This is a genomic window from Paenibacillus sp. NPDC058367, from assembly GCF_042723305.1.
Taxonomy (GTDB): Bacteria; Bacillota; Bacilli; order Paenibacillales; family Paenibacillaceae; genus Paenibacillus_AQ.
Map to the genome: position 1 here is coordinate 207,556 of NZ_JBHXIZ010000002.1, position 15,339 is coordinate 222,894.

At 37.6% G+C, this 15,339-nt stretch carries 12 protein-coding genes; 8 read left to right on the forward strand and 4 right to left on the reverse strand.

All coding sequences use genetic code 11. The features are described from left to right. Positions 1–101: 101 nt before the first annotated feature. Entirely contained in the window at positions 102–1,451 is a 1,350-nt protein-coding gene (locus ACFWMP_RS11465) for a lytic polysaccharide monooxygenase (RefSeq protein ID WP_379423748.1), read from the reverse strand. A 655-nt stretch (positions 1,452–2,106) separates the two neighbouring features. Between ACFWMP_RS11465 and ACFWMP_RS11470 the strand changes: the two genes are divergently transcribed. The 4 genes from ACFWMP_RS11470 to ACFWMP_RS11485 all read left to right on the forward strand — a co-directional run bounded on the left by ACFWMP_RS11470 (position 2,107) and on the right by ACFWMP_RS11485 (position 7,553). Next, positions 2,107–3,432, forward strand: coding sequence for a glycosyltransferase family 2 protein (locus tag ACFWMP_RS11470; protein WP_379423749.1), 1,326 nt, complete (start codon positions 2,107–2,109; stop codon positions 3,430–3,432). Between the two features lie 44 nt (positions 3,433–3,476). Then, positions 3,477–4,577, forward strand: a complete 1,101-nt coding sequence (locus ACFWMP_RS11475; RefSeq protein WP_379423750.1) for an acyltransferase — start codon at positions 3,477–3,479, stop codon at positions 4,575–4,577. Positions 4,578–4,581: 4 nt separating this feature from the next. Beyond that, positions 4,582–5,718: a glycoside hydrolase family 18 protein gene (locus ACFWMP_RS11480; protein ID WP_379424299.1), complete on the forward strand. Its 1,137-nt coding sequence runs from the start codon at positions 4,582–4,584 to the stop codon at positions 5,716–5,718. 194 nt (positions 5,719–5,912) lie between these two features. After that, positions 5,913–7,553: an alkaline phosphatase gene (locus tag ACFWMP_RS11485; protein WP_379423751.1), complete on the forward strand. Its 1,641-nt coding sequence runs from the start codon at positions 5,913–5,915 to the stop codon at positions 7,551–7,553. A 66-nt stretch (positions 7,554–7,619) separates the two neighbouring features. On the opposite strand, the gene ACFWMP_RS11490 is transcribed toward ACFWMP_RS11485, so the two are convergent. After that, positions 7,620–8,564, reverse strand: coding sequence for a DUF418 domain-containing protein (locus ACFWMP_RS11490; protein WP_379423752.1), 945 nt, complete (start codon positions 8,562–8,564; stop codon positions 7,620–7,622). A gap of 184 nt (positions 8,565–8,748) precedes the next feature. Between ACFWMP_RS11490 and ACFWMP_RS11495 the strand changes: the two genes are divergently transcribed. The 4 genes from ACFWMP_RS11495 (at position 8,749) to ACFWMP_RS11510 (ending at position 13,083) form a co-directional block, all read left to right on the forward strand. Next, positions 8,749–9,897: a VanZ family protein gene (locus ACFWMP_RS11495; RefSeq protein ID WP_379423753.1), complete on the forward strand. Its 1,149-nt coding sequence runs from the start codon at positions 8,749–8,751 to the stop codon at positions 9,895–9,897. A gap of 153 nt (positions 9,898–10,050) precedes the next feature. After that, complete coding sequence (locus tag ACFWMP_RS11500; protein ID WP_042189627.1) at positions 10,051–10,818, forward strand: ABC transporter ATP-binding protein; 768 nt, start codon at positions 10,051–10,053, stop codon at positions 10,816–10,818. Further along, positions 10,805–12,724: an ABC transporter permease gene (locus ACFWMP_RS11505; RefSeq protein ID WP_379423754.1), complete on the forward strand. Its 1,920-nt coding sequence runs from the start codon at positions 10,805–10,807 to the stop codon at positions 12,722–12,724. Before ACFWMP_RS11500 ends, ACFWMP_RS11505 begins: the two co-directional genes overlap by 14 nt. Positions 12,725–12,729: 5 nt before the next feature. Further along, positions 12,730–13,083: a YxeA family protein gene (locus ACFWMP_RS11510; protein ID WP_042194171.1), complete on the forward strand. Its 354-nt coding sequence runs from the start codon at positions 12,730–12,732 to the stop codon at positions 13,081–13,083. Positions 13,084–13,165: 82 nt separating this feature from the next. Here the strand turns inward: ACFWMP_RS11510 and ACFWMP_RS11515 are convergent, their stop codons facing one another. Further along, on the reverse strand, positions 13,166–14,557 hold the full coding sequence (locus ACFWMP_RS11515) for a sensor histidine kinase (protein WP_042189621.1): 1,392 nt from the start codon (positions 14,555–14,557) through the stop codon (positions 13,166–13,168). A 6-nt stretch (positions 14,558–14,563) separates the two neighbouring features. Beyond that, complete coding sequence (locus ACFWMP_RS11520; protein WP_379423755.1) at positions 14,564–15,265, reverse strand: response regulator transcription factor; 702 nt, start codon at positions 15,263–15,265, stop codon at positions 14,564–14,566. Positions 15,266–15,339: the final 74 nt, after the last annotated feature.

The following is a 15,339-nucleotide window of genomic DNA, read 5'->3' on the forward strand; positions in this document are numbered from 1 at the left end:
AATTGAACGATATGATCGAAACAGTAAAAAACCACGAAGTACAGTTTCACTGTATCTCGTGGTTTTTTAAGATTTAGGTATTTAATGTTTTTATTACAACATTACTTTAACAACCATAGCGCCGGGGAATTAGCAGGCTCCCAACCGGTTAACGATGTATGGGCTTGACGACATTCATACACAGAACCATCGTAGGTTACCAATATACCGACTGTGTAAGGGGTATTGGGTGCCCAAGCTGGGGCTGTAGAGGCTGTAGCGGTTGTGCCATTGATGGTGCTGGCCACTGATTGATTGCCTGCGGCGTCGAAGGCATGTACATTGAACGTATATGTTGCACCGGCGCTAAGACCTGTTACCATATAATCCGTTGTGGAGCCAGGTACAGTGGTGATTAATGTCGTTCCTCTATAAATACGGTAGCCTGTAACACCAACATTATCCGTTGACGGATTCCACATTAACTGAATGCTGGAGGATGTTGGTGTCCCCATAACATGTAAGCCGCCGGGGGCTGTGGGTGCTTCCGTATCATTACCAACGGGTGCATTAGTAGTAACACTGACGGAATTGCTTCCACTTGAGACATTTCCAGCAGCGTCTTTTGCCTTGACACTAAAGGTATAGGCAGTATTCGCGGTTAATCCAGATACGGTGTAATTTAATGTAGTGCCGGATACGGTTGCAACCAATGAAGTTCCGTTAAATACTTGGTACCCTGTTACACCGGTATTATCCGTGGATGCGTTCCAGGCTAAGGAAACGCTGGTGGATGTTTTTGCAGTTGCCGTCAAAGCTGCTGGTGCGGAAGGAGCTTGGGTATCGACAGGGTTGCTTCCGCTAAAGTTGACATCAATGACATTATAGAAGGCGTTCGGAGTATCTGCGACTTCCCACACAGCCAAGATGACGTGGTATCCACTACGTTCCGGAACGTTAAACGTGTCTGAGTAAGTGAAGGGTGGCTGTACACCTCCATAGTTCACCGAATAGAAAGGAGTCAGGTCGAATGAGTCCCGAGTAAGAGCGGCGTTAGGATTCCAGTCGGGCTTTGTAATATAGTATTTCCAGCTGGCCGTTGAATGAGCGGCAGTCAGTTTCCAAGTGAATGTATTTTGTCCGGCAGATATATTGACTTTAGACCAGCGTGTAGCTGATTGTTCATCAAGCTTAGGAAAAGCTCCGTTAGCGCTTGCAATCTTCCCGTCTGCTGGTCCTGCAGCAGGGAACCCCTTAGGGGCCTCTAGACTTTGGGGCTCATAAACAATCGGGCCACAATCTGTATTTTGTCCGGATTTACAGAGTGCAGCCCGGCTAGCAGGTCCTTCAACATAACCGTGAGAAAAGGATCTTTCCGGGAATAACATTACAACCAATGAAAAAATCAAGATCATACTCCCATAAGCTAACAACTTTACCCTAGGTGAATGAGAAATGCGAATAAATGACATTTTATTCCTCCTTTTTTTGAAATATGCACTACGAACGAATGTTACATTCAGAACCGAACGTCTTGTCTCAATTACAACTCCTTTCTTTGTTGAACGTATTTATATAAACTCACAAAGAGCTCATATATCGACATGAAAGGTAAGAGAAAAAGGTGCGTAGGGCTAAATTCATTGAATGATAACAATTGTTATAACACCACAGTGATTATATGCAAATAAATGGTATTTGTCTACCAAAATTAGAATTAAATGAGAAAAAATAAACTGTTTTTAGTATGAAATGACTTCCTCGGAACCTGATCTACATTCCCCCTATCTTTCCATATAATTCTTGAAATTTGAAAGATTTACTTTAAATTATGATCAAACGATTAATATACCATTTTCTTAATTCATCTCTCTTTTAATTTTCTTCTTTTTTTGTAATGAAAAATGAAAACTACTGTATGTAAAATAAAGAGGGAAACTATATATTATTCAGAAAATTACAATAACAACGCTTTCAAAGGTTGCTATTTTTGGTTTTATTTACTATTATTAGTTGGAATTACTAACAAAGGATGTAAGTGATTGAAATTAGTGTGGGATTAACTGTCTGGAGAACAGTTCAATTCATAGAATTATAAGCTTTAGATAAATAAAAAGGAGTGAGGAGATGCAATACTTTTTTTATTTGTTAACCTTCATTTTTATTGGGTTTCAAACTCTTTACACAGTCATCCCTTTATTTTTCAGTAAAGTTAAGAAGTTGAATAACGATTGTGATGAAAAATCGATTTCCGTTTTAGTTCCTGCTTATAACGAGGAGCTCACTATTAAGAATTGCATAGATGCAATGGAGGGCCTAAATTACTGTAATTATGAAGTCATCATTATTAATGATGGTTCAAAGGATAAGACGTTTCAAAAATTAAATGAGCTTTTGGATTTATCGATAAGTGATAGAGAAGCAGAGGGTAAGCTTTCATACGCTGCTATAAAAGGAATTTATTTTTCGGAGAAATATGAAAAAGTATTTGTAATTGATAAATTAAATGGCGGAAAGGCAGATTCTCTTAACGCCGGCATCGATTGTGCGAATTCTGATGTTGTTATCACGCTGGATGCAGATAGCATGCTGGAAATAAACTCTCTTAAATATGTAAATCAATATTTTCAAGATGATAAGATCATCGCCTTAGGTGGCACGGTAAAGATCGTACAGGGCGCTGAGAAAAGGAACGGAGTTATCCAAGATAAATTTACTGGTAAAGGTATTATAAAAAGCCAAGTTATCAGCTACATCCATGGATTTTATGTTAGAAAACTAACACAATCCGTTTTTAATTCAATTGTCGTTATTTCAGGCGCATTTGGTGCTTTTTATAAGAGTATATTGGTGGACGTTAACGGGTTTAGAAGTACTGTAGGCGAAGATATTGATATTACCTTGAAAATTCACGAGTTCATTAAAGCGAATAACTTGAATAAGAAGCTCGTCTACGCGCCAGAAGCCGTATGCTACACGGAATGCCCAGAAAACTTAAGTAACTTTTATAAACAAAGAATACGCTGGCAAAAAGCTTTTGTAGATTGCATATTAATCTATTGGTCTAAATTATCGCGAAAGTTTAGCGTTGGCGTCAGTCTCTTTTTTGCTATTGATGGTTTTGTTCTAGGTACATTAACAGCATTTACAAGCGTTTTTTATCTCATACAATCGCTCTTTCAAGGTACAAATTTATTTAAGGCAGTTATTCTCTTGTTGTCTGTTATTGTCATTAATGCACTGCAAATCGGGATTTCACTCTATTTATGCAAAAAATATGGCAGCAATTATTCAGTTAAAGATTATATTAGGATGTTTTTGTTTAGCCAATTTGAATTACTAACCTATCGAAATCTGCTGCTTTATATGAATATCGTAGGCACGTTTAAATACTTTGATAATGACGAGGGCTGGGGATTCGTTGAGAGAAAAGGTGTATCAAGTATCAGCTAGTCTCCAACTGAAACTATCAGCAAACTATTCATCGGGAGGTATTTATGAATCATATATTGAAAGATAAACGAATTATATTTATAGATGTATTAAGAATAATATCCATTATAGCTGTCATCATTCTTCACTACACTGCAGACTTGCTTACAAGGACAAATGATTTCAATACAACCTCTTGGTGGATTAGCAACTTTTTTAATTCGATATCCAGATTTGCTGTACCAGTGTTTTTTATGATAAGTGGTGCGATGATCCTTAGAGTGGAAGTGAAATCATATCGGCAGTTTTATATTAAAAAAGTAATTCCTTTAATCATTTCCTTAGTTAGCTGGTCACTCATTTATGCTGTATACACCCAATATTTCATTCAAAAAAGCAGCATGGGCGTTTATGATTTTTTTATTCATTTTTCGTACGGTTTAATTTTTGATAAGAATTATATACATTTATGGTTTCTATATGCAATTATTGCGATCTATATAACAGTTCCATTAATTAGTAAGTTGGTAAAAGTGTGCAGTGAAAAGGATTTGAAATATTATCTGCTGATCTGGTTCCTGATAAGTATGGTTTATAAATTCATCTCCGATCTTGTATTCAGATTGACCTCCGAATATATCAATATTCCTATAACTAATATACCTTTTTTTATGGGTTATCTAGGATATTTTATCCTGGGATATTATCTCTTTAACTATACGATATCGATGAAAGCCAAAAATCTTTTCTTTAATTTAGGCATTATATCCTTTTTTGTTACGCCATTAGCGACCTATTTTTCTTCCTTGTACAGTGGTGTGTTAGATGAAATGTTCTATGGCAACTATTCACTCTCAACATTTTTTATGGCTATTGGAACGTTTATCTATTTTAAAGAAAAAGAAACTGCCATTAGCGAGAAGTTGAATTACAAAGTCAAAAAAATAATCAGCTCCATTTCCAAGGCTAGCTTTAGTATCTACTTAATTCATTTGTTAGTTGAAATATTGGTATCCAGAAGAGCAGAAATACAAGCTACTCTACTCCAATCCATATTTAACCTTACTTTTAATGTCATTATTATATTCTTATTTAGCTATGTCACGGTTAAAGTTTTAAATCTAAATAAATATATTACACATGTATTATTTGGGGGAAGAAGTTAACATGATGAAAATAAGTATATATACAAAAATCTTCATAGCTATATTAGCTATAGGCATGGGAATTTATTATTACACTCTCAATGATTCAGACAAAAAAATAACCTCCGTGTACATACCGTTATGGAAAGACTTTAAAGATCTTAATCTAAAAGACAAAAACATTGATATCGCTATTCTCGCCTTTGCCAAAATTGATAAAACCAATGTATATTTTGATCTAGACCCTGCTAAAAATGAGATTATTAAAGAAAATATAAAGAAGCTGCAAGCAAATAATAAAAAAACGAGTTTCATACTTGGTGTTGGTGGGTATAAAGCGGACGGATTCTCCGATGCTTCAATGGATGAAAACCGGTACTCCTTTACTGAGAGTATGATCGCAATGGTAAAGGAGTTAGATTTAGATGGGATTGATATAGACTGGGAATATCCAGCCTTTGATTCCTGGAATACAACTAAAGCCAGACCGGAAGATACCAAGAACTTTACTAGTCTTATGAAGGAACTTAATGAAAAACTGGATAGACTGCCGCGTAAAAATAAAAATTACTATTTAACCTTTGCTGCTGGAAATGAAGATTGGTTCTTCAAAAACGTTGAGGTTAAAGAAGTAGAAAAGTATGTGGATTTCATTAATGTCATGAGCTATGACTTGACTGGAGCTTGGTCAGATACAACAGGGTATAATTCGAATTTATTTATAGATAAGAATAAGAAGAGCAAAACCAGCGTGGATCGTATTATTCGTTTATATTTAGATCGTGATGTTGATCCGAGCAAGCTTCTCCTAGGTATTCCAGCTTATTCCTACGGATGGGAGAATGTTAAAAGTGATGTGAATAATGACGCCTCATTTTTACTGGGTAAACCTATCAATATCGACAAAGTAGATTTAAGCTACAAGACGATAAAAGAAAAATATATGAGCCAAGATCGATTTAAACGATACTTTGACGATACAGCGAAGACTGCTTATTTGTATGATGGTGATACTTTTATTACGTATGAAGATAAAGAAGCCTTGCAGGCAAAAGTTAAATATATCAAAGATAAAAAACTGGCTGGTGTCATGGTGTGGGAGTATTCTCAAGACTCTGACGACGGCATTGTTAAGTACTTATCTGATAATCTGAACAAGTAGCTACTGTTAAATAGAAGATTATATGGACAATAATGTGTTAAGGCGTTAGGGATGCAGCCCACTATCAGTAGCACAGGTCAAGTCAAAATATGCACAGAATTTAATATATTAAAAGAGAATAGGTGCTGCTCTCGCAAACAATCCTCCTTTAAACTAGAAACGTACTTAACAAAATCTGCTAGAGGAGGATTCAAATGCGCAAAAAGGTTATCGGGAGAATTTGCAGTACAGTTATGGTTTGCAGTCTGCTTGCAGCAGGCAACGGAACGACCTACGCCAGTGGCGCCAATAACTCTGATGCTCCTACAAACAATTCAGTCAAGAACGTAATCCTGTTTATTACGGATGGGATGAGCTTATCCGATGTGAACTTGGCCAGATGGTATCAGGGAGGACAGGCGCTTGCAATGGATAAGTATTTCAGCGGGCTGGTCAGAACCTATTCTACGGACTCACTTACTACAGATTCCGCTGCGGGAGCTACGGCTTATGCCACAGGCCATAAGGTTAAGAGTGAGACGGTCTCCATACTGCCCGACCGAATCACGATGCCGTTCGTGGACGCAGTTAAGCCAGAGGACGTGAACAAACCTCTGCTTACGATTATGGATGCAGCGAGAATGGCAGGGAAAAGTACAGGAACGGTATTTACTTGTGAATTAACGGATGCGACGCCGGCTACATTTTTAAGTCATGCCTACACGCGTGACAATGCGCAGTCTATTGCAGAACAGATGGTCTACAGTGGTGTAGATGTTCTTCTCGGGGGTGGGTCCGGGTATTTGGTACCCGGCAAAGAAGACATTAACCGTAAGGACGGAGAAGATTTAACCAAAATCCTGAAATCAAATGGATATGAATACGTAACGGATAAAGCAGGTTTAATGAATTCTAAAACGAATAAAATCTGGGGGCTGTTCAACCCCGAAGCACTGGATGCTGATTTTGATCTGAACCCGCAAAAGCAACCGAGCCTTGCTGAAATGACCAAAGTAGCGATAGAGAAATTGTCACAGAACGAGAAAGGTTTTATTCTGATGGTCGAAGCAAGCCAGATTGACTGGTATGGTCATGATAACGATCCGGTGGGGATTATGAGTGAGACCTTAGCGTTTGATAAAGCTTTCAAAGCCGCTGTTGATTTTGCAGAAAAAGACGGAAATACAGCAGTCTTGTCCGTTTCGGATCATGCTACTGGCGGGCTCAATATGACGAACTATGATTCCACCAAAGACCTAGTCTCCGTGTTGAAGAAAGCGAAGCACACCAGTTATTACATTGAAGGCAGTATTAATGAGCACAATTTCAAAAAGGTCCTAGCGGATAATTATGGACTTAGTGATTTAACCAAAGAAGAAGCGGATCAAGTCAGATTAGGCATGAAAGATAACCTTTCGCCGGTCATCGGTAAAATCTTGGGGAATAAGATAGGCGTAACCTTCTCTACGGATGATCATACATCGGAAGAAGTTGGATTGTTCGCCTACCATCCGGCTAATTATAAACCGACCGATTTCGTGAACAGCGGTGTAATCCAGAATACGGATGTGAATAAGTATATTCAAGAAGTGACCGGACTAAATCTGGCGCAGCTTCAGGATACACTGTACGTATCCAGTGATAAATTCAAGGCCAAAGGAGCTACGATCACCCTAGACAAGACCGATAAGACTAATCCGGTGGTTGTAGTGAAAAAAGCAGGCCAAGTTCTCAAGCTGCCTATAGATAAAAACATCGCCATTCTGGATGGCAAAACAACGAAACTCAATGTACTGACAGTAATGATTAAAGATAAAGTGTGGGTTTCACAGGATGCATTAGACTTGATTCTCTAATTATTAGAGTTCATGGCATGATTCTTCGACTAAAAGTTAAAATGCTTAAACCCGAAAACCCCTTTTTTATGAGGGGTTTTTTGTTGCAGGCTTTGTTCCATAGGTCATCAAGCGCCAAAGCTTTTCTAAAGGTCCCATGGAAAAGAACTTGAACAAGATGGTACTACAAATGATTTGAATAATATAAATCAGAACAGCGATGTAGAGAATATCTTTGGGTGAAACGACTTCGAGACCTATCATTGAAATGATTGCCGTCCCTATAATGCTTTGAGCTACATAATTTGTAAATGCCATTTGACCCACCCGTGATATGGGTGTCAGGAATTTCACCATTTGTTTGTTTTCTAATAGTAGAAATAATGTTGTTAAGTAAAACAAAGTGGTTGGAAGTGATCCTAAGCCCGTAACTGAATCTACATTGCTGCTCCCGCTTTGAGAAGCGTTCCAAATCCATAATGAGATCCCACCGACCAAAAGAAATGATGCTATTTGAATCCATCTAATTGGTTTTGATAATTCTTGTATATGTGTCAGCCAACCTGAATTTGCAGTTAAAAAACCAGCTAAAAACATAATAAAGATTTGCATAGCGTCATTAGAAAAAATATCAAGGATAGATGAGATTGCCCCTTGAGAGGGTAAAAATATTTTTACCATCAAGGAAATGATGTAAATGGATGTCATACCCATAAGCCACTTTTTAAGTGTAGAAACCGTTGTGTGATAAAAAGGGATCAGAAACAATCCGATAATGGCGTATACGGGTAGAATGGTTCCCCAAAAGATAAATACATGAAGGAATGAAAAAATAGAAAAGAACTTTTTTTGTACGAAGATGATTATCAAAGTATTGATGATTCCATTAATGCCACTATAGTCTGGTAAAGGATCTCCTTCAATAATAACTTTAAAGGCTCCAACATTTATCAGCAGAATGCCAAAAAGAGCAAGTCCGCGAATGATGTCGAGTGAAACGATTCTTTCTTTTTGTGAAATCGAGGGATTCATTAAAAGTTCTCCTTTGAAAAAGGTTTCATTTGCTTAGAAGTCAGTATAAGTTGCGAACCTTACATTAAATTGATGCCAACATTACAGGATCCTTAAATATGATGAAATGTTCCAACTTCAGTTGAATTAGAATCAGTTTTATGGTTAATATGAATACTAAATAATTATGGGGTGTGAACTAGAAATGTCAGCATATACTCAACCAATCTTTGTGGCAGCGATCTTTTTTGTGGTTTTAGCATTCGCCTTATTTATCCCATGGCTCATTTATACCTATAGAAAGTATAACTATCTGCCATTTTCTACCACGTTAATTTCATTTTCGTTTATTTTTTACTTTCTAGCAGCGTTATTTTTAGTCTTGTTGCCGTTGCCAGAGATACGCGATACTTGTTCACTACAAAAACCGGGCACACAACATTATTCATTGATGCCATTTCAATTTATAGTGAGCACCTTAGGGAATAGTGGTATCGTGTTATCACAGCCTGCAACTTATAGACTGTTATTTAGCCAACCCTCATTCTATCAAGCTTTTTTTAATTTCTTGCTATTATTACCTTTTGGTGTTTATTTGCGATACTTTTTTCAAGACAAGAAACACTGGAAAAAAGCGCTAGCAATCACGTTCTTATTAACATTATTTTATGAGATAACACAGGTAACCGGCATTTACGGGATTTATAATTGCCCTTATCGTATTTTTGATGTGGATGATTTATTGTTGAATACTACCGGCGGGGTACTGGGCTTCTTTATTGCTCCAGCCGTGTTGGCGTTATTCCCATCAAAAAAGAATATTAATGAGAAAGCAGAAAGATTATTGGCTCTTGATGAAGTAAGAGGGATGTCTGTGTTGCTGGCTGTTATTATTGATCTATTTATCAGCAACATATTAGTTAAAGTTGTGTTGAGTATGACCAACGTTAATATGGTTAGTGAATTTATTGTGAGCACAATTACACTATCTGTAACCTTGTTTATTATTCCATGGATTTGGAATGGATCGACAATCGGTACGAAAATAATGCGTTATCGCTATGACAGTAAAATAAGTCGAGTGGAAACGAACAAGCGGTTATTTAAACGCTTTGGTGCCATTTACGCGATGTACTTCATAACAGTCATTGCGAATACTTTGAATAACGTGGAACTATCAATGGATTCTCCATTTTATAAGGCATCTATATTCTTAACGTTAGGTGCAGCATTGACCTCTATCATTTTAACGATCGTGTTGTTCATTCATGTTATATTAGTCGTGTTTGGCAAACAAAAACGCCGCTTTTACTTTGATGAAGCTTCTGATTTATATACAACGAGAAAAAAATGAATTTTTTTCAATCGTAAAGGGGTACTCCGTAGTCTTAAATGGCTACTGGGTACCCCTTTTTTTTGGATTTAAGCTTATTGTAAGGTTGGCATGAATTTGCTGTAAGGTTCACAGCCTATAGTATAAGTATCAGCAAATTATGAGGTGAAATGAATGGAACCATTATTAAAAGTAGAAAACATAAAAAAAGTGTACGGGAAGTTAAGTGCTGCTTACACAGCCTTAGAAAACGTGTCTTTTGACATTCATGAAGGTGAGTTTGTAGGGATTATGGGACCTTCAGGAGCGGGGAAATCAACCTTGCTAAATTTGTTAGCAACTATTGATTCCCCAACTGAAGGGAAGATTTATATGAAGAACAAGAGTATTCATGATATGAAGGAAGCAGCCTTATCAGACTTCAGACGTGAACATCTCGGCTTCATCTTCCAAGATTACAATTTACTCGATTCCTTGACGGTAAAGGAGAACATATTGCTTCCTCTGGCGATTGCTAAAATTCCAGCGAAGAAAATCAATCACCTCGTGACTCAGATTTCTAAAGTATTTGGGATTGAAGATTTACTGGCAAAATATCCTTACCAAATCTCTGGTGGTCAAAAGCAAAGAACCGCTGCGGCTAGAGCGCTCGTGACAGAGCCTGCACTGATTTTGGCTGATGAACCAACAGGTGCGCTTGACTCTAAATCAGCAACAGATTTATTGGAAAGCTTAAGCACTTTAAATGAAAATAACAACTCGACCATTATGATGGTGACTCATGATGCCTTTGCCGCAAGCTTCTGCCGCCGGATTATTTTCATCAAGGATGGCTCTTTTTCTACAGAAATATTTCGTCGTGATCAGACACGCAAAGCCTTCTTCCAAGAGATCTTAGATGTTCATGCGGCCATTGGGGGTGAGGTAGATGACGTTATTTAGTCTAGCAAGAAAAAATATAGCCCGAAACTTTTCGCAATATTTTTTATACATTGCATCGATGGTGTTTAGTATCATCATTTACTTTACATTTGTGACCTTAAAATATAGCGATACGATAGCAGAACAGACGGCTTCATCCCAAAAACTTGGTTCACTAATGAGTGGGGCGGCAGTCATTCTCATCTTTTTCGTGTTCATATTTATAGCCTATTCCAATTCATTTTTTATGAAAAAACGTAAAAAAGAAGTCGCATTGTATGCGTTGCTAGGGGTACGTAATCGTCAAATAGGCTTTATGCTCTTTTTCGAAAATTTATTGTTAGGATTGTTCTCTTTAGTAGTAGGAATTGTACTTGGGTTCCTATGTTCAAAAGGATTTATGACGATTTTAATTCATTTAATGGGTTATGACGTTGTAGCACCCTTTACATTTTCAGCGGTGGCAGCGATGAACACGGCTATCGTATTTCTGGTTATTTTCTTAGTAACATCGTTTCAAGGCTATCGCTTGATCTATCAATTTAAGCTGATTGATTTATTTCATGCTTCCAAAAAGGGAGAAGTGGCGCCTAAACCATCTATGATAGTAGCTGTTCTTGGAGTGTTACTCATTGTCTTGGGTTATTGGCTTGCAATGCAGGACCTTTTCACTTCTAAGGTATGGGGAAAAATTGGATTCCCCTTGACTGTATTAATTATTTTAACAACGGTTATTTTGGGTACATTTTTATTGTTCCACAGTGTGACTGGCTTTGTGTTAGCAATGATTAAGAAAAATGAAAGGTGGCTTTGGAAAGGCCTTCATGTCATTACTATTTCTCAGCTGCTCTATCGTATTCGTGGGAACGCACGTACATTAACTGTGATTGCCGTGTTGAGTGCTACGACAGTAACTGCCGGTGGAGCGGTCTATGGCCTTTATTACAATACGAATGACTCGGCGAAAACGATTAATCCGAATACCTTTATGTATCAGTCGATAGATGCAGAAATGGATAAACAAGTGAGTGCTGTAGTATCAGCTACAAAATACGATAAAAATATTGAAGCACTATCCATTACGTTTCATACGAAAGAGTTAAACTCGCCATCAGCATTCGATAGCTCTGATAAAAGAGAATATACAGTTATCGATGAAAAAACATACAACCAATTAGCAAGTCTACAACATAAAGAAAAATTAGATGTAAAGGACAGCTACGCGGTTATTTTAGATATCGGATATGACAAAAGGTTCTCACCAATATATACAGGAAAAACTATAACAACAGGCAACGGCCATCCTCTCACATTCCAAAGCTTTAAAACACAAAGCGTATTGAATGTAGGTACAGCAGGTATAACCGTGGTAGTCTCGGAGGATCAGTATAAAGTGTTGCAAAATGATGGGGAAGTGCTGCACTATCGTGTTCTTGGGGTAGATGATGCTTCTGTGGATTTATCTAAAAAAATAGCAAACCAATTACCTGAAGAAGCGTTATTTTCAAGTGGTCCACAAGATTACCAAACAAGTTTGGAAGGTGTGGGGTCTCTACTGTTTATCGGAAGTTTCCTTGGTCTAGTATTTCTGGCTGCTACAGGCAGTATCATTTATTTTAAGGTTTTAACAGAGGCAGAAGAGGATAAATCACAGTACAATATGCTGCATAAAATGGGTGTCAGTGCAAAAGAAATGCGAAAATCCATTGCGTCACAGGTATTCGTTATCTTTGTTGTACCGCTTGTAGTAGGGTTATTGCATAGTGTAGTGGCTTTAAAAGCATTCTCTAGTCTATTGATGATGGATTTGGCAAAACCTGTGTTGCTCTGGATGATTGCTTATACCGTAATTTACGGGTTGTATTATTTATTAACCGTAGCTTCTTACAATCGAATTATCACACTAAATAATAAAACAGAAGGATGATTGAGATGAAAAAATTTCTAATTACTATGGGTATTTTGTTTGTTATTGGAGTTGTAGGGGTCTTTGCTATAGCCAAGATTGATTTCAATCGCTTCAATGCCGAAAATTACTACTTACAAATCACAGAGGATGGGGAACCCCACGAATATAAACTGAGCGATGGTTCAGTCATGACCTCTTATTCTTATACACTAGAGGCTACAAATGCCAAAGGTAATACAATTCCACTGGAATTTAATGCACAAAAAAATCTTCGTAAAGGCGCCTACTTGAAAATGTATGTAAAAAAAGGTGATCAAGTCTCCTCATACGATGAAGTGAAATTAGAGGATATTCCGCTAAAGGCACTAAAAAACTAATAAATTGAAGAAGGGCTGTCTCCAATAAAGTAAGTGGAGAACAGCCCTTTTCTCTGCCTAATGAGTAAGTAAGGCATTTGAATTATAAAAGTATAGTAATGGTGGTACCGGTATTTTCATCGCTCGTCAAATCGAGTTTCCCCTCATGAGCCCAAATAATATCTCTGGCGATGGCCATTCCTAACCCAGTTCCATGCTTACTCGTTGTGTTTGTACCCCGATAGTAGCGTTCGAAAACCTGTTCCAGATCTTTAGCTGGAATACCCTGGCCATTATCAGAAATTGTAATTTGGGTATGCGGACTAATGGTTTCCACTCGAATCTTCACCACAACATTTTCATCGTTATGCACCAGCGCGTTGTAGATAAAGTTAAGGATCGCTCGTTTTAGTAATTTTTTATCTACTTTATGTACGGCTTTAACCACATTTGCCTCAAACTCTATCTGCCGTTCACCAAAGGTCGGGTCATTTAAAAGTTCAATCGTCATTTCTCGTAGAAACTGAACGAGATTCACCTCTTCAAATTGCAGGGATAGCTGGTGATTACGCAAACGCGTCGTTAAATTGAGGTCATCTAACAAATCTTTCATATACATCGATTTACTCTTGATAATTGCTGTGTATTCCTGTAATTCTTGTGCTGTTAAATCTGTGGCACTGTCGTTTATAAATTCTGCATAACCTTGAATAGAAGCAAGTGGTGTTTTCATGTCATGTGAAACATTACTAATCCATTCCTCACGCATTTGGTCGAGATGCTTACGTTCTTCTTCATGTCGATCGAGCTTTTCTGATAGTTCATTCATGTTTCGGAAAACTTCTTCATAAACGCCTTTAGGAGTAGGCATTTTCTTAAAACGTCGCTCCCTAAGCTGTTGAATACCCTCTATTAATGTATGAAGGGGTGCAGTTAACTTTTTCCCAAATAAAAATCCAATGATGATTACAATAAGCACATCAACGATTAAAAAAATGAAAAGAAAAACATTAACATCTTTGAAAATTTTAGCGTAGTCATAGGTCATTACGTACCGGCCTATTTTTGGATTATTAATCCCTAAAAAGTAACTGAAATTTTGGGCTTCGCTGACAAAAACCGTCGTGCGTGCATCTAATTCTTTATATTTATACATTTGTACAATTTCAATAGGAGAATACTCTGTTTTCAATTCTTTAGGGGTATAAAAGGCAGCTGCTTGCTCCCCTTGGTCATTCAAGAATTGTACCCAGGCGCTCATTTCTTGTAGTTTTTTGAGACCTTCTTCATTCACAACAGGTTTGCCAGCCTGTAATTCTACGTATTGTGAAAAGGTCCGGCTAAAGGTTTCTGCAGATGCTTCTTCAGTGCCAAAGTTATTATTATTTACCTTTATAACGAATAAGGAAAGGAACAAAATCGCGTTTACAATACCAACGATCACAACAATAGTCATAACCGATCTTAAAAAGCGGAGTGTCAATTTCCATTTCAACTAGTCTCACTCCTTGGTATTTAATTTATAACCTAACCCTTTAACCGTCAAAATAAAGGAAGGATTTGAAGGGTCGGCCTCAATTTTTTCGCGTAAGCGCCGAATATGTACCATCACTGTATTATCGGAACCAAAAAAATCTTCACCCCATACCTGTTCAAATAAGGTTTCTTTGCTTATGATCTGATTCGGATGATGCATGAAACAGCTCATTAAACCGACTTCTTTGGCGGTAAGCACAAGGGGTTCGCCATTCTTTTTTAATTCTGTCTCATTGGCACTGAGCTCAAAGGGGCCCACTTGCAAACTTTTCGGAGCCTTTTTTTCCTCTGTAAAGCCAGCTCTTCTCAGTTGTGCCTTTACCCGATAGGCAACTTCTTTGGGACTGAACGGTTTAGTAATATAATCATCGCCACCTATCGCCAGTCCTAACAGCTTATTAATTTCCTCATCCTTTGCAGACATAAATAAGATCGGTGCATTTGATGTTTCCCGAATTTTTCTGCATAAGTCATATCCTTCTCCATCTGGTAGCATAATATCTAGCAAGATAAGTTCAGGATTATACTCCTGAAACTTGTCCCAGGCCTCTGCAACTGTCCCGGCAGTTACAACGTCTGCAATACCTTCTTTATGTAAAACTGCCTTCATCAGACGAGCTAAATCATCTTCATCGTCTATGATTAATACCCATTTATGACTTGCCATTTGTTTTCCTCCAAATCCGTCTTTATGTACATTATTACATTATAAAGGACTCTTTATTTCTTGCGCAAAAAAAT